Raw genomic sequence first — 20,289 nt, forward strand, 5'->3', positions numbered from 1 at the left:
CAAGAAGGTCAATAGTGAGGAAATTGCAGCGAGCAAGCCAACAAGCGTGCAAACGCAACGCTCTTTGAGCTTACTTGAAGCATGTTTGGCACTGAAGCGCCCGTCGCTCCGCAACGTATCAACTGAGGCATACAGTGATGTTCACTGGTAAGTATCCGTCAATCTGTCATCACAACTTGCGTCATAATCCTAAAACTGGTTAAAATACTGTATAAACCACTGTATATTACATCGACCTATCAAAGTAGGCGCTGACCATTAGATAATGAGCGTGTCATCTATGAATCTTTTTAAAATTAATGCAAGCGATAGCTGGAAATCGGTAAACGACGGCGTTATGGGTGGCATATCAAAGTCTCAATTATCCCATGTGGACAAACTCGCCGTGTTTAGTGGTCATGTTTCTTTAGAAAATAACGGTGGCTTTGCATCCGTTACCAGACGTGTTTTTGTGTTAGATGTCACTCACAATGCAGAGTTATCAATTCGTGTTATGGGTGATGGCAAACGCTATCAATTACGCTTAAAACCCAGTTTAGATAAAGGTGTGCCTTCCTATGGTGTAGGCTTTAGTACTCAAGCTAATGTTTGGCAGACCTTCCGTTTTAAACTGAACGAGTTCAAAGCGACCTTGCGCGGTAAAAAAGTAGCTGATGCCCCCATGCTGAATTGGCAGGATGTAAGACAGCTTGGTTTTTTAATAAGCGATCGCCAACAAGGGGACTTTTGTTTGCTGATTGACAGTATTACCTTAGATGAATGATATAAATAAGGTTTCTCAAGATGTGACTGCCTTGGCAAAGCCAGCCAATTCAGTGTTAGTGCTACCAGAAAAATACTATCTTGATCATTTCAATGAGTTCATTGCTTATGCTGAAATGCATTGTGCATCCCTTCTATCGTCGTCTCATATCGAATTTATTCATAGGTTTAAACAATTCGAGCACAATACTCAGTGCATGTTTGTTCGTGCAGCGAATCGTAAAGGGCCGTTTATCGCGTTTAGCAAGATGCTAGCGTATGGAGAAATTGAAAACTGTCAGCAGCAATTGGATACCTTGATAGAAATGGGGGCATTGCGACACGCTGAAAATAATGACGTTAGCTTACTGTTAGGTACACTGAATAAGACGCAACTAGTCGAATTGTTAAGTGCTCAGGATATATTGTTTAAAAAAAGTGCTCCGAAAGCCGAGCTATTGAGGTTAGCCAAAGTTCTTGCCCCTAGTGCTGTCGTTCAGCATGAGGTGTGTGATGACATTAAAGTGAAAACCTTTGTTAATGAATGGCAATACTTGCTGTTTTTATTTTTCGGCAATCTTAAAAGTGCCCTTGATAAGTTTTCGATGCGCGATTTAGGCGTACTCAAAACACGCCGTAAATCGAAACAGCAAGGGCCGCGCTTTGATGACATTGAGCATGCTCAAAGTGCCTTTTATTTTGCCCAATTACAACAGCAGCTGGCAACAATGAGTGACCAAGAGCTGCTTGTATTAGCACAAAACCGCGCCATACAGAAAAGCCCCGTCGGGATTATAGCCAATGAATACGCAGCCCAATTTTGGTACGAAATAGGCTGCGCATTATTTATGCTTGATGATGAAGATGCAAAAAACAACGCTCTGGCATTTTGGCGACTATCGTCACACCAAAAAGCACAAGAACGCCTGATAAGAGAAACCTATAAAATTGATAAAGCACACGCCAAAACTGCTCTTGAAGCGATACTTGATTCACCAAAAGACGATGAGTTGAGCTTATTCGCATTTGATTTTTACCAGCGTAAATTCAATCAAGCAAAATTAAGTGTGCGGACCCAGCGCCTTCGTGAACACAGCAGTAAGCTGTACATAGATGAAGTGTATAAAGATCGTGTGGAATTAGGCGTAAAGCGTTATTACGAAGCACTAAGTTTGAGTGATGAAAAATACGCAGCTAACGAAAAACAAACCAAGTATCAAACTGAATTTAAAAGCGAGCAAGTGCAACCGTCTGTGCAAGATATCCAAGAGCTGCAACATGCTCAGCACAGTACTGCCCATACACGGGTTTCACATACGCAGGTTTATCGAACCGAAAATCGTTTATTTAGGGCGTTGTTTGGATTGACCTTTTGGCACGAACTTTTTAATGAGGCCGAACGAGCTACGGGCTCTGAATTTGATCGTAAACCACGTCTGATCAAAGAGAATAGCTTATATCAAGAGCTCGAAAAGCAAGTCGAGGCGCGCTTAGCACTGTTTACGCAATATAAGCCGTATTCTGCTACCAGCCATGCCATGGAATACATCACTCAAGTGGCCACTGGTAATTATGGACAGCCCAACGGCATATTTCGCTGGCACAGCAAAATACTCGAAATCATAAGCGTGTTTCTGCAACATGTTGATGGGCAATGTGTGGCGAATCACTTAAGGGCGATGGCAAAAAATTACCAAGGGTTAAAGGATGGTTACCCTGATTTAATGGTCATCGAACATCAGCAATTACGCTTTGAAGAAGTCAAAGCGCCTGGAGACCAGTTGCGCGCCAATCAATTAGTCAGCATTGATGCGTTGCAAAATGCCGGTTTTAACGTAGGAGTATGCCAAGTTGAATGGCGTTACAACCCTCAGCAACCTTATGTGGTGGTTGATGTTGAGACCACAGGTGGATGCAAGCCAGGGCACCGCGTTACAGAGATTGGTGCCGTTAAAGTGATAAACGGTAGGGTAGTCGACAGCTGGAGCAGCCTCATCAACCCCGAGCGTCGTATACCCCATTTTATTACCCGCCTAACGGGGATCAGCAATAACATGGTTGAAGATGCGCCGCTATTTTGCGAAGTGATAGATGATTTAGAGTGCTTTATGCAGGACTGCATTTTTGTTGCTCATAATGTCAATTTTGACTACGGTTTTTTTAAATTAGAATACGCCCGTTTGGAGCGTACATTCACAATGCCAAAGCTGTGTACGGTACGTGAAATGCGTAAATATTTCCCGGGCTTAAAATCCTATTCTTTAGGTAAACTAACCAAAGAATACGGCTTGTCTCTTGAAAACCACCACAGAGCACTATGTGATGCCCAAGCGGCGGCAGAGTTACTGATTATGGTCAACGAAAAAAAACACCATGCCTGATATAGCCATAGTGTTTTTTTGTCTGTTTTGATGTCGTAAATGTTGGTTTACTGCCCCAATAAGAAAATGAGGGGGATGGGCAAGCGGGCATTCCACGCATCTTCTGTATGTGCGGCACCTTCAAAGGTGAGGGTTTGCCAATTATTACTGTCATAGCCCTTGTCGCGCATTATTGCGTCAGCACGTTTTTGTAATGCTGGGTATTTAGCATCTAATGTGGCAGTGCCATGATCAAAATAGATCCGATGATTATTGGCAGTCGGCAGATGCTCTTCCATGTAACTAAAAAACGCTTGTGGAATAAGCTGGTCCTCAGAATCAAAATCACCAGGCCAGTGAGTTGAAAGACAAGCCGCAGCACCGAAAACATCGGGGTACTCACTGATCGCGTACAGCGATATTAATCCCCCCATACTTGAGCCCATTAGATAGGTGTTCTCAGGGTCAGTATGCACGTTGTAGGTTGTATCGATGTAGGGTTTTAGCTCAGTGACAATGAATTTTAAGTACTCGTCTGACTGCACTTTATTGCCTGAGAACAAGGATTGCGAACCGTTATGTGTCCCTTGATACAGTGCCTTTCGTTTATCACTGCTTAGACTTTCAAATGGTTTTTGGGGAAAATATTCAGCGTGCCTGAGTGTTGCTCCGCCATTGTCGATACCCACGACAATAAAGTGTCTAAGCTTAGATTTTTCCAATAGCGCAGAAGCAACCGCATCTACGCCCCATGCCTGACCATTCCACGTTGAAGAGCGATCGAACAGCATTTGCCCATCGTGCATATAAAGCACTGCGAACTTTTCACCTCGTTTAGTTGATTTTGCGTACTGTTCTGGTAACCAGACATGAACATTTCGAGAGGCGACGTAGTTGGATTTAAAATCTTTAATAGTGATCAAATTACCACTTGTGACTTTACTTGCTGAGCTCCCTCCAGAATATAGAGTGAACATCAGAGCAAAGCTTAACGAAAACAGCAATATTTTACGCATTTTAGATACCTGTATATGTAATAACAGCTTGTCGCTCAGTGCTCATAAGAGGTGTTTATAACCATATGACTCGCGTCCTATAACATTATAAGCACGGCGAAAAACTCGCTAGGACTATAGCAAGCATCAGCTGTTAAATCTGATTCATACGTATGCATTGATTAAAATTGTTGTTTGATAAGTATGATTAGGCATAACAGCAACAAAGCTAAGTCGTTAACAGCAACAAAGTGTAGTAATTACTCAACGTGGAATGGTTTCATATAGCGCTTTGGCGATTCACCGAGTAGGTTTTTAAACATGGTGATAAAAGCGCTCACTGAACTGTAGCCAAGGTACTCAGAAACCCGTTGCACTGACATGTTACTGCTAAGTTTTTGCACGGCGATAATCGCATGCATCTGTGCTCGCCAGTGGCCAAAGGTCATGCCAGTCTCTCGCTTTATTAGGCGTGCAAGCGTGCGTTCAGTCATGGCTAAATAGCTTGCCCACTGGCTGAGCGTCTTTCGGTCATCTGGGTAGGCTATAAGACGTTGCGCTAACTTAGCGATCGTGGGGTGTGTTGATAAGGGCAATGCCATGGGTTGTTTGGGTAGGCCGCTGACTACATCGATTAATACTTGAGCCATTCGACTGGTGTCCCCATAGCTGGGGTAATGTTGATCTAATGAAGCAAAATGACAGATTAGCGCTTTAGCCAGAGGGCTTATAGCAAGCGTGCAGGTTTTATTTGGCATGCGAAGTTCGTTAGGTTGAATAAACACGTGGCAAAGCTGTGCATGATCAGAAGCGCGATTACTATGGCTCACATGAGCGGGGATCCAAATCGCGCTGTGAGTTGGCACCATCCACATTTTGCCGGCAACTTCACACGTAACATAGCCATGCAATGCGAGGATAAGCTGCCCTTTAGGGTGGGTATGTAGAGGCAGTTCGTGGCTATTGTTGACTTTCTCTAAACGGGCAACCACGGGTTGAGGCATAGATTCGAAATGTTGTAGATCACTCCACTGTATAAAGTTCAATAAGCTCATTTGTCAGTAATTAGTGGTTTGTTGTCATTATTTGTAAATTATAAGGCTTGAAGAGCTTTTATAATAGCCACAATTTTGAGACGTTTTTCACAATGTTCAAACTCGATGTGAGTCGCTCGGCCTATGCTGATATCGCATATCGCATATCGCTTATCGCTTAGTGAATAGTGCAGGTATGCACCTTATTGGAGTACAAACTGTGCCTTTCGATCCTGTGCCCTTCAATCATGTGACTGTAAGTCGAGAAATGCATAAAAGTGAAAAATGCGGCGCAAGCCTTAACAGCCATATAGTCAAACGGGAGTAAATGTGCAGTTAGTCAACAGGATAGAGCGGTCGGCACCGCGTAAAATAGCTGCATCAACCTTTGTTTTAGTATTGGGAATACTGTTTGTCGCAGCGAATTTGCGGGCACCCATCACGAGTATTGCCCCTGTTATTGAACATATAATTAACACCTTTACGTTAAGCAGCGCTCAAGCAGGTATGTTAACGACACTACCTCTTATTGCATTTGCTCTCGCATCTCCTTTGGCTGCAAAGTTAGCGCGTAAAATAGGGATCGAAACGGCAATTTTTATTGCTCTTATTCTGATAGGAGCAGGTATTGTTTTGCGGTTAGTTGATGCTATGTGGATGCTATACCTTGCGACCGCGGTTATTGGAGTAGGGATAGCCATAGGCAATGTGCTGCTGCCAAGTTTGATTAAGCGAGATTTTGCAGCGCGAGTTACCATGATGACTTCATGTTACGTGTTGGCTATGGGGATTTTCTCAGGTGGTTTTTCCGCCTTAGTGACGCCTCTTGCCAACGAGCGTGCTCTGCAATGGCAAGGGGCGTTGGGAATATTTGGTGTGGTAACTCTGCTGAGCCTTTTACTCTGGCTACCACGATTAACCAAACGCACCATGCCTGATGATGTTTCGCCTGCAACGATCGATTTGTCCAATAGGGTTGCTCCTAATTCTGCAAAAGCCAGTAAAGTGTGGCACTTCTCGCTCGCATGGCAGGTGACACTGTTTCTCGGGCTTAATTCCTTTATGACCTATGTACTGATTGGTTGGTTACCCAATATTCTCGTTGAAGCGGGTTATACTCGGGTCTATGCAGGTGTGCTGCACGGATGGTTGCAATTTGCTTCAGCCATTCCAGGTTTTGTGCTAATTCCCATTTTGGCAAGGTTGAAAGACCAACGCGTACCAGCGGTTACTATATCGCTATTAGGAGCGGTAAGTATTTTGGGGCTACTGTATGCACCCCAATTTGCTTTTTTATGGACTGTGCTGATTGGGTTTAGCTCAGGCGGTTGCTTTATTTTAGGTTTGCCTTTTATCAGCTTTAGAAGTCAAAACGCACTGCAAGCTGCATCCTTGTCGGGAATGGCGCAATCATTCGGTTACTCGTTAGCGGCAATTGGGCCAATGTTGGCTGGCTATTTATATTCAGCCTTTGGGAGTTGGTCTGGCAGTTTATGGATGTGTGCGCTTGCTTGTCTACTGTGCGCTTTTGTTGGATTAGGCTGTGGGCGAAACAAAGTACTCCCTCATTTTTAGCGGACAGATACTGTAATCGAAAAACACACAGCTCGATTAAGGGCTGGGTGTGTTAGCGCTTTAAGGCGTGTTATCTAAAGACTTTACATTCCAGCCTTGTAACATTTACTGTCATTTTTGAGGTAAGTCGTGATTCGTTTCACACTGTCCATCCATATTTCATCAATACACATTTTATTACGTTTGCTCAAGGCCCTTGGTTATCGAGGTTCTGGCACGTTATTGCATTTGTTTCTGCTTGAGAAACACATTCTGGCTTTGCACTTGCTCCTTCAAACCTCGACTCCACATTCCATTCATTTTAGGAGAGAGATTATGTCAAACACAGTGAAAACAATTAACCCTACCACTGAAGAGCAAATTAAAGAATATGCGCTACTTACCACAAAGGAGGCTAATCAAGCTGTGGATCAGGCTGATGAGGTATTCCAACAGTGGAAGCTCACCAGTAGCGAAGAACGTGCGAAATTACTGAACAAAATGGCCGATGTGATAGATGCCAACAAAGATGAACTTGTTAGCCTAATGGTAGATGAAATGGGCAAGGTAAAAGAACAAGGTTATCAAGAAGTAGAGCTGTGTGCTGCAATCTGCCGCTATAGCGCTGAAAATGGCCCCGATTTACTAGCGGATGAAGAGCGGGAGTACGAACAAGGCAAAGCGATCGTCAGTTATCGACCAATCGGCGTAGTGCTAGGTATTCAGCCTTGGAACTTCCCTCTTTACCAAGTGATTCGCTACAGTGCATCTAACTTGATGGCGGGTAATGTCACTGTGCTAAAACATGCTGCAAACGTGTTTGGTATGGCGGTTAAAATTCAGGAAATGTACGAAGAAGCAGGCTTTCCCAAAGGGGCTTATCAATCGTTGTTAATTGACGGGGAAGCGGCAAGCGAGTTGATCAAACACCCGAAAGTACGCGGTGTATCCTTTACTGGCAGCGATGGTGTAGGTAAAAAAGTCGGCGCTAGTGCAGCTGAAAACGTTAAAATATCGGTACTCGAACTGGGTAGTAACGATGCCTACGTGGTGCTTGATGATGCAGACATCGATGTTGCTGTTAAAGCATGTGTAACAGGGCGCGTAATCAATAACGGTGAAACCTGTGTTTCTGCTAAACGTTTCATCGTAACAGAGAAGAACTATGAAGCGTTTAAAACCGCATTCGTAAAAGGCATGCAGGCCCTCAAAATGGATGACCCAAATATCGAGGGAACAGACATAGGTCCCATGGCGCGTGAAGACTTGCGTGACAAGCTACATGACCAAGTGGAAGAATCACTCAAAGCGGGAGCAACGTGCTTGATCGGTGGTGAAATTCCAGATCGCAAAGGTTATTTTTACCCAGCAACTGTGCTTGAGAATGTCGGTGCTGGCTCGCCAGCTTACGATGACGAGTTGTTTGGCCCAGTGGCATCACTCATTAAAGCCAAAGATGATGAAGATGCAATGCGTATCGCCAACGATTCACGCTACGGCCTTGGTGGCGGTATTTTCAGCAAGAACGAAGATAAAGCCATTGAGCTTGCCCGAGACGTATTTGATACGGGTATGGTCAATATCAATGGGTATGGTTTGGCGCATCCTAATTTGCCATTTGGTGGTGTAAAAGAAAGTGGTTATGGCCGAGAACATGGCGGCTTTGGTATCAAAGAATTTGTTAATGTTAAAGCCATTATGGTGACACAATAACCCCGCGGTTCGCGATAATAGCGCTAGGTAGGCAAGTGAACGTCACCTGCGCCTAGCTCTTGTGCAGCGCTTAGGCTTTATAAAGCACTTAGCTTTTATAAAGAGATTGACAAGAGACAGTAAAAGCAATGTAAAAAGGCAGTCAGATTTTTCTGACTGCCTTTTTTGTTTTCTGCTCGCCAATACAATATGTGATTAGGCGAACTGCATTAAAAGTAAGCGGTAGCCCCTTGAAGGTATTGGTTAAACGCCCCCTGATTAGCTTGTTTTAACTTGGCACATTGCTTTGACTCATCTTGCGCCACGTCATAGCTTCGGGCCATGCCATCGTACTTGTCCATGTGCTTTTGATAAAAGCGCTGAGCTAAATCAATGTTGTGTTCGCTACAGCTAGATGACACATATTCAGGCATACGCGCCACATGATAGGCCGGCATTTTAGCAGTTACTTTTTCCATGTTTTCATCCAACCATTGGTACAGTACATCCTGATCTTCTCTGGCTTGACTGGCTGTGGCAATAAACCCCAGTACGTTGGCAGGGCTCACCGCTTCATTTAGGGTCATATCAAGTACTTTGCGCACCGTCACTGCCTCGGGGAACAACATACCAAAGCGGATGGTGCTCTGGGTGTTAGCATCATTAGTGGCAAAATACGCCGCCTGATACTTGTCAAACCACCGCTTGTCGTCATTAACCGCTAGGCTGCGCATGGCATTTCCGGCAATCGCTCGGCCTGTACTTGTACCGTCTTGTAGGAATTTTTCGGTGATGCGTTTGCTCTGTGCAATGACGTCTTCGTTTTGCGTGTAACGGCTAAGAAGGCCAAATACTGCATTACGCAGGCGACTTTTATCGTTGCTGTCACCTTTGCTTTCCACTGTGCCTAAGCGTGCAAACCAATGACTCAATTTGCTGTTTAAGAATTGCGCAAATAAGGCCTTATTGTTGTTATCAACCAAATAGGTAAGGTCGTTCAGCGATGCCACCACAGAGCGAGCAACGACGGGGTCGTTGTCTTTCGCAAGGGCATCAAGCACCGCCATATGCTGATCTAGGCTGATTTTATCTGCATTGAGCAGTGCATCTGAATTATACAGCAGGGATTTTTTCTCTCTGGCGTTTAGCGCTTGCGTGTCTTTGAGTAGGGCATGCAACTGCGATGCTGGGATCTGCCAACGCATGTAACCCATCGCATTGTCGTTAGGGTAAATCCACTGGGCTTCGGCCAACTCGGGTAGATTCGTTTTGGCTTTATCTAAAAACACGCGTGTGTGAGTGATTTTGCCGTTTTTCTTGTAGGTAATTGCAAGGGGCACAATCCAGGTCTGTGGGCTAACGTCGGCGCCAGCCAAATGGTAACGGCTTTGGCTCACATCGCCGTTTTTAGCAAAGCTAACTAGAGGGTAGGCCGGTTGTTCTAAATAGGTTTTCATTAACGCAGGCACGTCAAAATCTGCGACCGTTGAGAGTACTTCCCACAAGTCATCTGCTTGTGCATTACCCCAAGCGTGTTTTTTCATGTAGCTTTGCACGCCTTTTTGAAACGGCACTTCGCCCACTAGTCCTTCGATCATTTGCAACACGGACTCACCCTTGCTGTAATTAAGGCCTAGTCCATCCATGACGTCGGTTTGACTGCGCACTTCTTTTTTAACTGCACGTGTTGTCGGGCTAGCATCGGCGCCAAACGCTCCTTCTTGCACCAGTTGTGCTTGGGTGTTCTGCTCAGGGTAAAGGGCCATGGTTATTTTGCTTTCCATCCATGATGCGAACGCTTCGTTTAACCACAAATCGTCCCACCAGGCCATAGTGACAAGATTGCCATACCACATGTGTGCGAGCTCATGGGCGATCGTTTTGGTTGGCCCGCTTTGCTCCGTTAAACGAGGCTCATCATCAAGTAATAACAAGCTACTGCGATAGGTGACTAAGCCGGCGTTTTCCATTGCACCATGGGTAAAGTTAGGCACGGCGATAAAGTCGAGTTTTTCGTAGGGGTAGGGTGTGCCAAAGTAATCTTCTAGGGCGTCAAGAATTTTCGGGGTTTGCGCCACAGCAAATTTTGTACGATGGGCTTGGCCTTTGGGAGTGTAAATTCTGCCGGGCACGGATAATCCCGTGATTTCAGCTGAATCCATTTCGCCCACGGCAAACGCCACTAAGTAGCTCGGCATGGGTTTGGTCTTTTTAAATACCACGGTTTGCCAGCCGTCAGCTTGGGTTGTTGATTCCACTGGGGTGTTGGAAACAACCGTATTAACCACGGGAGAAGTGATCGTCATTTGATAGGGTATCTTATAACTTGGCTCATCAAACCCTGGGAATGCGCGGCGAGCATGCATGTCTTCAAACTGGGTGAAAATGTAGTTTTTGCCCTCAAACGCAGATAAATACATACCATCTGAGGTGATATTCACCTTGCCGGTAAATTGCATATGCAATTGATAGGTTTTAGCTGGAAGTATCTCTTGAGCCTTACCTTGCTGAATATCATAGGCTTGGCTTTCTACCGTAAGTGGGATTTGACGCGCGCCGTCGATTAGCTCGGCCTTAAATACATCCAGATCCCGTTGATAGAAGCGCACGGTGTCTGTGGCTTTTTCTATGTGTATCGTGATTGTTGTTTCGCCGCTAAACGTCTCTTGATTTGGATCTATCCTCAGCGCAATTTGTTGAAAACTCGGTGTTACGTTATTGCCTAGGCGATAGGCCTCTTCGCTTGCAAACGCCTGTGTCATTAAAAACACGCTAAAGGCGGCTAGGCATCGTTGCATGAAAGTCATATTAAGTCCCTGTTATTGATTGATTTTTACGCAATGCATCAGTCTCTGGGCGATACGCCCGCTTGATGTATCCGTTTGCGGTGCAGATTAGGTTAAATGGCTAGAATTGCAACGATCAAAAAGTTAACACTTGTTTCAACAAATACAGAACTGAATAAGGTGGTCAGAAACGAAAAAAGGCTCATAGAGCCTTTTTTACAGTAGGGTTACGCGTACTTTATGTGCTGCTATCCCGCTTCTGGAAATTCGTAATCTTCAAAGGTTTTACGCAGCGCTAGCTTGTTTAATTTACCTGTGGCGGTGTGGGGCAGTTCGTCCACAAAAACCACGTCATCAGGCAGTGACCATTTGTGTAGCTTGTCTGTTAAGAAACTCAATATTTCAGCGCTCGTCACTTGCATATCGTCTTTGCGTACAGCCACAAGCAGGGGGCGTTCAGTCCATTTAGGATGGTACCGACCAATTGCAGCGGCTTCAGCAATAGCGGGGTGACTCACTGCAGCATTTTCAATGTCGATAGAGCTCACCCACTCGCCGCCTGATTTAATGACGTCTTTGGTACGATCGGTAATTTGCATATAACCGTCTGGATTAATCGTTGCTACATCGCCTGTATCAAACCAGCCTTTGTCATCTACAGGGCAGCCTTCTTCACCTGGGGTTTGCGACATTCCGTAGTAACCACTGATGACCCACGGCCCGCGTACTTTCAAGGCGCCAAATGCTACGCCATCCCAAGGTAACTCGTTGTTATCTTCATCGACGATGCGCATTTCTATGCCAAACACACCACGACCTTGCATGGTTTGTAAATCGGTGATTTGCTCGTCTGTGTAGGCTTCCATACCGGGTTGTAAACCAAAAATTGTGCCTAGTGGGCTGGTTTCTGTCATGCCCCAACCTTGGTATACCATAGTGTTATGCTGCTGTTTAAAGCGTTCGATTATTGTTCGTGGGCATGCAGCACCACCCACAGTGACACGACTTAGTGAAGGGATTTTTTTACCGCTTTTATCTAAATAATCAAGCAGCGCTAACCAGATTGTTGGCACCCCAGAGCTGAAGCTTACATTCTCACTCTCAATCAAGTTTTGTAAGGTTTCACCGTCGCCCATCTTCGGTCCAGGCATGACTAATTTAGTGCCTGTCATTACGGTACCAAAGGGTAATCCCCAAGCATTAACATGAAACATCGGAACGATAGGCAGACAGGTTTCTCTGCCGGATGAATTGGTCACATCGGGTAGGGCGCCCGCATAGGCATGTAACATGGTTGAGCGGTGGCTGTATACTACTCCTTTAGGATTTCCCGTCGTACCTGAGGTGTAACACATACCGCTGGCGGTATTTTCATCAAATTCAGGCCATTCAAACTCAGTCGATTTATCTGCTATAAGTTCTTCATAGCAGAGCACGTTTTGAAGTTTGGTTTGTGGCATATTCGCTTTATTGGTCAATACGATGAAGGTTTCAACGTTTGGTAAATGCGCTGCTAGTGCTTCAATTAATGGCATGACCAGAACATCAACAAATATAAACCTGTCTTCGGCATGATTGATAATGTAATTAACTTGCTCAGGGAATAATTTGGGGTTGATGGTATGGCACACCATGCCGCTACCTGAAATGGCATAGTAAAGTTCAAGGTGGCGGTAATCGTTCCACGCTAACGTGCCAATACGGTCACCAAACTTGGCACCTAATGCATCAAGGGCGTTAGCGAGTTGGCGAGTACGTACGGCGAAGTCTTTATAGGTGTAACGGTGGCGAGGGTTATCTGCAGTAACCGATACGATTTCACGGTTCGGGTAGTTCTTCTCCGCATGTTTCAAAATATTTGAAATCATCAATTGTGAATTCATCATTAACGCTTGCATTTACAGTTCCTTATTCACGTCAAAGGGCAATTAGATTGCCCCTTTAAAATCAGTATTTAACAGCCAAATTTATCGCTACTACCAAGCGGTCACGCCACCATCTAGGGCGATTGATTGCCCTGTCATATAGGTATTGCCCGGCGACAGCACTAATAGCATAGCGTTGACAATTTCTTGTGGTGTCGCAAGACGCTTCATCGGGCAACCGACTGCGAGTTGATTAATGCCTTCTTCTGAAATTTGCCCATCGATATTCAAAATATTGGTAGGGGTATAAAATGGGCAAATTGAATTGGCGCGAATACCTTTTCGTGCATATTCAATGGCCGCAGTTTTGGTTAAACCAATAACTGCGTGTTTCGCCGCTGAATACGCCGCGCCTTTTGGGGCACCGCCTAAACCGGCAAGAGAACTCACATTCAAAATATGACCGCTACCCTGTTTAAGCATGACTTCAATTTGGTACTTCATGCCGAACATCACCCCTTTAACGTTCACGTCCATTTGTTTGTCCATGGTGGCTTCGTCAAGGGTATGCATGGGGGCCATACTGTGGGCGATACCCGCATTATTGACCCCTATGTCGACTCGGCCAAACTTATCCATAGCGCTATCGACCATGGCTTTGCAATCACCTTCTTTGGATACGTCACAGTGTTGGGCAACAATATTGCTCGAAAATTCACTTAGGCTTTCCACTGTTTCGGCAAGGCCTTTAGGGTCGATGTCGCTTATCACCAACTTACAACCACGTTCAGCTAAGCCCTTTGACAATAAACGACCGAAGCCACTGCCTGCACCGGTAATTAATGCCACTTGACCGCTAAAATCTAATAATGAATCCATGTTGATACTCGCTTTTAATTTGTTGAAATTGGGTTGTCGTTGATAAATTGCAGTAGCACTTGTGCCAACTGCTGTGGTTGATCTTCTTGTAAAAAATGCCCGCCATTGGTGATGGTGGTATGTGATTGACCTTGTGTACCCGGGATAAGCTTTTGCATAATTTTGTCGCCCCCTGCGGTAACCGGGTCGCTATCGCTAAAGGCAGTGATAAAGGGCTTTGTGAAACGTTTTAAGACTTCCCATGCAGCGCGATTGTTTTCGGTTTGCGGGTCGTCGGTGGTAATGGGTACCAGCAGAGGAAACTGGCGTACACCGGCTTTATGTTCTTCGCTGGGGTAGGGGGCGTTATATCCTTCAAGTACGCTCGGTGCCAGTTCAGTGACCGTGGCGCCTTTAATAATGCCCGCGACGGGAAATTCTGCTACCTCTTGTGAAAACGTACGCCATTTCATAAATGCGTCTCCAGGAGCGTGATCGCCTGTGGGGAGCATGGTATTGGCAGCGAGAACGCGTGCAAATTTATCTGGATGTTCTGCCACTAATCGCAACCCGAGCAGGCCGCCCCAGTCTTGACAGACTAAGGTAATGTTTTCTAACGATAGCTGACTGAGTATGTTGCGTAGCCAATCCAGATGCCGTTGATAGGTATAGTCACTGCGCTGGGCTGGTTTGTCTGAGCGACCAAAACCAATAAGATCAGGCACGATAACCCGATATCCTTTATCTGTAATTGACCTAATCATATTTCGATACAAAAAGCTCCATGACGGCTCACCATGCAGCAGAAGTACGACTTCACCGTCTTTATTGCCTTCATCAAGGTAATGCATGCGCATTTCACCACCGTCAAAATCATCAACAAAGAGGTAATTGGGCTTGAAAGGATAAGCGGTTAATCCTTCAAAGCATGCATCTGGGGTACGTAAATACTGCATCAATCATTTCCTCAATGGGCTAAATAATCAGGTGTAAACACATTGTTAAATTTGTAATCGTGTTATTAGAAAATCATTTGGCCGATCAAATGTCAACTCGCCTAAATTAATGCAGAAGTATGAATTTAATGAATAATAATAGGGGGGTTTATTATTTCTGCGTTATTACCTCTAATTATTAATCAATATAAAACCAATAAATTTGGATGATTCCGTGCCCTGTCCTAGTATTCATTTACTAATTTGTCTGGTAAGAGGTGTTTATGAGTGAAGCAGTGATAGCTGAAGTACAAGGAAATGTCGCGGTTTTGTATATGCAAAGCCCACCTGTTAACGCGTTATCTAAATCCGTTCGCGTAGGTTTAATTGAAAACATTAATCAAGCACTGGATAACGACAAGGTCGACGCCATTGTTATTTCCTCAAAGCTCGCCTTATTCTCTGGCGGTGCTGATATCAGCGAGTTTTCGGGCGGTAACCTTGAACCCCATTTGCCCACTGTTCTGGATGTGATTGAAAACGCTCCCAAGCCAGTTATTGCTGTACTTAATGGCCCTGCATTTGGTGGTGGTCTTGAAGTTGCGCTTTCATGTCATTATCGCGTTACCTTCGCCAGCAACAAGGTTGGCTTACCTGAAGTGAATTTAGGTATTTTACCTGGCGCCGGTGGAACTCAGCGTCTCCCTCGCCTAGCCGGTGTGGCAAAAGCACTGGACATGATTGTTTCAGGTCGTCCTGAAAAAGCCAGCAAGCTTGGTGGTGTATTTGATTTAGTGGTAGAAGACCCAGCGAACTTACTCAGTGAAGGCATGGCGTTTGTACAAGACGTTATTGCCAAGGGAGCTAAAGTACGCAAAACATCAGATGTCGAGATAGATAAAGCCAGCGCGCCAGATGAGTTGTTTGCTCAGTATCGTCAAGGCCTGAAAAAGCAAGCGCGAGGCTTTTTTGCACCAGAGCGCTGTATTCAAGCCGTGGAAGCATCTGTTGCATTGCCATTTGAGCAAGGTTTAGTGCGTGAGGGTGAACTGTTTATGGAATGTATGGCTTCTAAAGAAGCACGCGCCCAGCAGCATTTCTTTTTTGCCGAAAGAGCCGCAGCACACGTAAGTGATTATGACAAATCTACCCCTACTCGTGACATTAAAAAGGTCGGTATTATTGGTGCCGGCACCATGGGCGGCGGTATTGCCATGAACTTTGCCAATGCAGGCATTCCTGTCGTGATGCTCGAGCTTAAGCAAGAAGCATTGGATAAAGGCCTAGCGTTAATTCGTAAAAACTACGAGAACTCAGCGAAAAAAGGCAAGTTAACCCAACAAGCTGTTGAAGACAGAATGGCCTTGTTACAGGGCTCTACGGAATATGAAGCCTTAAGTGATGTAGACCTAGTCATTGAAGCCGTATTCGAAAAGATGTCCGTTAAAAAAGAAGTGTTTGGTGCACTGGACAAAGTGTGTAAGCCAGGTGCCATACTTGCTTCAAATACCTCAACCTTAGATGTAAACGAAATAGCAGCATCGACTTCTCGCCCAGAAGATGTGATTGGCTTGCACTTCTTTAGCCCTGCTAATGTGATGAAATTGCTAGAAGTGGTTAAAGCGGAAAAAACCTCGCCAGAGGTGATTAAAACGTCGATGCAGATGGCCAAGAAAATCAACAAAGTGGCTGTATTGGTTGGCGTATGTTTCGGCTTTGTAGGCAATCGTATGATTGAACCTTACGGCCGAGAAGCTGCCCGTTTAATGCTTGAAGGCGCCACACCGCAGCAAGTCGACAAAGTCATTTACGACTTTGGTTTGCCTATGGGTCCATTCACTATGGGTGATATGGCAGGTCTGGATATTGGTTACTACGTACGTGAGTCACGCCGTGAATTTATTGCTCATGACCCTAGTTATTGTGTGGTTTCAGACCGTCTGGTGAAGCAAGGTCGAGTAGGGCTTAAATCGGGTCGCGGTGCTTATATGTACGAGCCTGGAAACAGAACGCCTATTCCTGATCCTGAAGTGGTACAAATGGCCAAAGAAGAGGCAGAACGTCTCGGTATCGAACAACGTGATATCTCAGATCAAGAAATTTTAGAGCGTATTATTTTCCCGCTAATCAATGAGGGTGCTTTGATTCTTGAAGAAGGTATAGCGGCTAAATCAAGCGATATTGATGTTATTTACGTGTATGGCTACGGCTTCCCAGTGTATCGCGGTGGACCAATGCAATACGCAGACGAAATTGGCTTGAAAAAAGTTTACGACGCGATGTGCAAATATCGTGATGAACTAGGTGAATACGGTAGTCATTGGTTTGAACCAGCACCGCTATTAAAACAACTGGCTGAGCAAGGCAAACGCTTTGCTGATTTCAAGCAGTAACACCTACTTAACCGATTTAAAAGAGAGAAAAACAATGAAAGAAGCAGTCATAGTATCAACCGCAAGAACCCCCATAGGCCGCGCTTACAAAGGGGCTTTCAACAATCTTGAAGCGCCAAGCATGGGTGGTCACGCTATTCGTGAAGCAGTGAAAAGAGCGGGCATCGACCCTGCATCAGTTGATGATGTCATCATGGGTAGCGCATTAACACAAGGCAGTGGTGGGATGAATATCGGTCGTTTAGCGGGTCTTGCTGGCGGCTTGCCTACGTCTGTTTCAGGGATGACCCTAGACCGCCAATGTAGCTCAGGTATGTATGCTATTGCGACCGCCGCCAAGCATATTATCACTGATAATGTACCTGTGATGGTAGCGGGCGGACTTGACCAAATCAGTTTGGTGCAAAATAAATACATGAATACCCATCGTATGGTGGATCCTGCGTTGGCAAAAATGCATAAAAATATCTACATGCCAATGTTGCAAACCGCTGAAGTGGTTGCCGCTCGTTATGGTATTGAGCGTGACGCGATGGATGAATACGCATTGCAAAGCCAAATGCGTACGGCAGCGGGTCAGGCTGCAGGTAAGTTTGACGATGAAATCGTACCGGTAACTGCCACTAAAGTGGTGGTTGACCGGGAAACCAAAGAAGAAAGTTTTCAAGAAGTCACATTGAGCAAAGACGAAGGTAACCGCGCTGATACCACTATTGAAGGGTTGAAGAGTCTTAAGCCTGTGATCGAAGGCGGTGTGATTACTGCGGGTAATGCGAGTCAGTTGTCTGATGGTGCATCTGCTAGTGTATTGATGGATTCTAAATTAGCTGAGCAGCAAAACTTGACGCCACTGGGTGCTTATCGTGGTATCGCAGTGGCTGGTTGTGAGCCAGATGAAATGGGCATAGGGCCTGTATTTGCTATTCCTAAGTTGCTTAAACAACACGGCTTAACCATGAACGATATAGGCTTGTGGGAGCTAAACGAAGCATTTGCTGTACAGGTTATGTATTGCCGCGACAAGTTAGGCATTCCTGATGAATTGCTGAATGTAAACGGTGGCGCGATTTCAATTGGTCACCCTTATGGTATGAGTGGCGCGCGAATGGTGGGTCATGCACTTATCGAAGGTAAGCGCCGTGGTGCAAAATATGTCGTGTGCACCATGTGTATTGGCGGTGGCATGGGCGCTGCTGGTTTATTCGAAGTTTATTAAATTTTAGGCGCCTTATACAAGGCGCTAAAATGTTAAAGAGGTTACTAAATGGAAGGTTATAAAGCGCCGCAAAAAGATGCATTGTTCGTCATGAATGAATTATTAGGCTTTGAGAAGCATTACGCTGATCTTGGTTTTGAAGATGCATCACCGGATATGGTTGAAGCGATTTTTTCTGAAGCTGCAAAGTTCAGTGAAAATGTACTTGCACCGCTTAATGCGGTAGGTGATGAAGAAGGCTGTACCTGGGAAAACTCAGTGGTCACCACACCTACAGGATTTAAAGACGCTTATCAGCAATATGTTGAAGGCGGTTGGCCATCAATGACGCACCCAGCTGAATTCGGCGGTCAAGAGTTACCTTATTCGCTGTCATCTGCTTTAGGTGAGTGGCTCTCAGGTGCGAACCACTCTTGGGCTATGTACCCAGGTTTGAGTCAAGGTTGTATGGCAACCCTTGAAGCCCATGGCACAGACGAACAGAAGAAGATGTTCTTGCATAATTTAGTTGCAGGAACATGGACAGGCACTATGTGTTTGACTGAATCTCACTGTGGTTCTGACTTGGGCATGTTAAAAACCAAAGCGGTAAAGAATGATGATGGTAGCTATAGCTTAACCGGCACTAAGATTTTTATCTCAGCGGGTGAGCATGATATGTCTGAAAATATCGTGCATATCGTGATTGCACGTTTACCTGATGCTCCTGAAGGGACAAAAGGCATATCTCTGTTTGTTGTACCCAAGTTTAACGTCACCGCTGATGGCGAAATTGAAGATCGTAACGCGGTGACATGTGGTTCGATTGAACACAAAATGGGGATTAAAGGCTCAGCGACCTGCGTGATCAACTTTGATGGCGCTAAAGGTTATTTGGTGGGGACTGAAAACCGCGGCTTGAACTGCATGTTTACCTTTATGAACTCTGCACGCATTGGTACCGGTCTTGAAGGGTTGGCATCTAGCGAAACGGCATTCCAAGGAGCACTTGCATACGCAAAAGATCGCGTGCAATTTCGTTCAATGAAAGGGGTACAAAACCCTGATGGCCCTGCAGATCCTATTATAGTGCACCCTGATGTGCGTCGTATGTTGCTTACCCAAAAAGCCTTTGCTGAGGGGAATCGTGCACTTGCTATTTACGCCATGAAACTGGTTGATATTACGCTGTACAGTAAAGATGAAGCGGCTAAGCAAATCAGTGAAGCGAAACTCGCTTTCCTCACGCCAATTGTTAAGGCATTTTTGACCGAAACAGCCCAAGAGTCGACCAGCTATGGCATGCAGGTGTACGGCGGACACGGCTTCATCAAAGAGTGGGGGATGGAGCAGCTTGCTCGTGATACGCGTATTTGTACCATGTACGAAGGCACAACGGGTATTCAAGCCATTGATTTGTTGGCGCGTAAAATTGTTGGCTCAAACGGAAAACTGCTAGAAGTATTTACCCAAGAAATACGGGACTTCTGCGTAAGCATTCGCGATAAAGGCCAATTTAATGCGTGGTCAAACGCGATTGAAGTGCATTTAGACGAGTGGAAGCAGATCACGGTTGATATTACCAAACGTGCTGCGCAAAACCCAGACGAACTAGGTGCTGCGTCGGTGGATTACCTTATGTACTCAGGTTACGTAACGGTCGGGTATTTCTGGCTTAAAATGGCTGTACTGGCCCAAGAAAAACTTGATGCAGGGACTGATAATGCAGCGTTCTATGAAGCGAAACTGCATACCGCTAAGTTTTACTTTGACCGGTTATTAACGCGTACTCGCTCGCTTGTGTCCGCTATGGAAACAGGTGCTGATAGCCTAATGAGTATGCCGGTTGACCAATTCGACCTAGGTGCATAACGCGCTCCA

General features: G+C 45.3%; 13 protein-coding genes. 7 read left to right on the forward strand and 6 right to left on the reverse strand.

Going from position 1 to position 20,289, the window contains the following annotated elements; genetic code table 11:
- Positions 1-280 precede the first annotated feature (280 nt).
- The gene (locus tag FX988_RS01635) at positions 281-763 is read left to right on the forward strand and encodes a CIA30 family protein (RefSeq protein ID WP_160178041.1); all 483 of its coding nucleotides are present in this window, start codon (positions 281-283) and stop codon (positions 761-763) included.
- A complete protein-coding gene (locus tag FX988_RS01640) occupies positions 756-3,122 on the forward strand; it encodes an exonuclease domain-containing protein (RefSeq protein WP_160178042.1) in 2,367 nt (788 codons plus the stop codon). The genes FX988_RS01635 and FX988_RS01640 overlap by 8 nt, the downstream gene beginning before the upstream one ends.
- A gap of 47 nt (positions 3,123-3,169) precedes the next feature.
- Here FX988_RS01640 and FX988_RS01645 read toward each other — a convergent pair whose 3' ends face one another.
- Positions 3,170-4,117: an alpha/beta hydrolase gene (locus tag FX988_RS01645; RefSeq protein WP_160178043.1), complete on the reverse strand. Its 948-nt coding sequence runs from the start codon at positions 4,115-4,117 to the stop codon at positions 3,170-3,172.
- Between the two features lie 239 nt (positions 4,118-4,356).
- Complete coding sequence (locus tag FX988_RS01650; RefSeq protein WP_160178044.1) at positions 4,357-5,151, reverse strand: AraC family transcriptional regulator; 795 nt, start codon at positions 5,149-5,151, stop codon at positions 4,357-4,359.
- Between the two features lie 309 nt (positions 5,152-5,460).
- Between FX988_RS01650 and FX988_RS01655 the strand changes: the two genes are divergently transcribed.
- The gene (locus FX988_RS01655) at positions 5,461-6,705 is read left to right on the forward strand and encodes an MFS transporter (protein ID WP_160178045.1); all 1,245 of its coding nucleotides are present in this window, start codon (positions 5,461-5,463) and stop codon (positions 6,703-6,705) included.
- A gap of 315 nt (positions 6,706-7,020) precedes the next feature.
- Positions 7,021-8,397: an NAD-dependent succinate-semialdehyde dehydrogenase gene (locus tag FX988_RS01660; protein ID WP_160178046.1), complete on the forward strand. Its 1,377-nt coding sequence runs from the start codon at positions 7,021-7,023 to the stop codon at positions 8,395-8,397.
- 209 nt (positions 8,398-8,606) lie between these two features.
- Here FX988_RS01660 and FX988_RS01665 read toward each other — a convergent pair whose 3' ends face one another.
- The 4 genes from FX988_RS01665 to FX988_RS01680 all read right to left on the reverse strand — a co-directional run bounded on the left by FX988_RS01665 (position 8,607) and on the right by FX988_RS01680 (position 14,841).
- On the reverse strand, positions 8,607-11,183 hold the full coding sequence (locus FX988_RS01665; protein ID WP_160178047.1) for a M1 family metallopeptidase: 2,577 nt from the start codon (positions 11,181-11,183) through the stop codon (positions 8,607-8,609).
- A gap of 227 nt (positions 11,184-11,410) precedes the next feature.
- Complete coding sequence (locus FX988_RS01670) at positions 11,411-13,060, reverse strand: long-chain-fatty-acid--CoA ligase (RefSeq protein ID WP_160178048.1); 1,650 nt, start codon at positions 13,058-13,060, stop codon at positions 11,411-11,413.
- Positions 13,061-13,138: 78 nt separating this feature from the next.
- Positions 13,139-13,906, reverse strand: coding sequence for an SDR family NAD(P)-dependent oxidoreductase (locus FX988_RS01675; protein WP_160178049.1), 768 nt, complete (start codon positions 13,904-13,906; stop codon positions 13,139-13,141).
- 14 nt (positions 13,907-13,920) lie between these two features.
- Positions 13,921-14,841 (reverse strand): haloalkane dehalogenase, encoded by a 921-nt coding sequence (locus FX988_RS01680; protein WP_160178050.1) that lies wholly within the window; start codon positions 14,839-14,841, stop codon positions 13,921-13,923.
- A gap of 263 nt (positions 14,842-15,104) precedes the next feature.
- On the opposite strand from FX988_RS01680, the gene FX988_RS01685 reads away from it, so the two are divergent.
- The 3 genes from FX988_RS01685 to FX988_RS01695 are packed head-to-tail and all read left to right on the forward strand — an operon-like array spanning position 15,105 to position 20,280.
- The gene (locus FX988_RS01685; RefSeq protein WP_160178051.1) at positions 15,105-17,213 is read left to right on the forward strand and encodes a 3-hydroxyacyl-CoA dehydrogenase NAD-binding domain-containing protein; all 2,109 of its coding nucleotides are present in this window, start codon (positions 15,105-15,107) and stop codon (positions 17,211-17,213) included.
- Positions 17,214-17,247: 34 nt separating this feature from the next.
- Positions 17,248-18,429 carry an acetyl-CoA C-acyltransferase gene (locus FX988_RS01690; RefSeq protein WP_013753695.1) on the forward strand — a complete coding sequence of 394 codons (1,182 nt, stop codon included), beginning with the start codon at positions 17,248-17,250 and terminating at the stop codon, positions 18,427-18,429.
- Positions 18,430-18,477: 48 nt separating this feature from the next.
- Complete coding sequence (locus FX988_RS01695) at positions 18,478-20,280, forward strand: acyl-CoA dehydrogenase C-terminal domain-containing protein (protein ID WP_160178052.1); 1,803 nt, start codon at positions 18,478-18,480, stop codon at positions 20,278-20,280.
- Positions 20,281-20,289: the final 9 nt, after the last annotated feature.

This window comes from Paraglaciecola mesophila (genome assembly GCF_009906955.1).
In the GTDB taxonomy this organism is placed as follows: Bacteria; Pseudomonadota; Gammaproteobacteria; order Enterobacterales; family Alteromonadaceae; genus Paraglaciecola; species Paraglaciecola mesophila_A.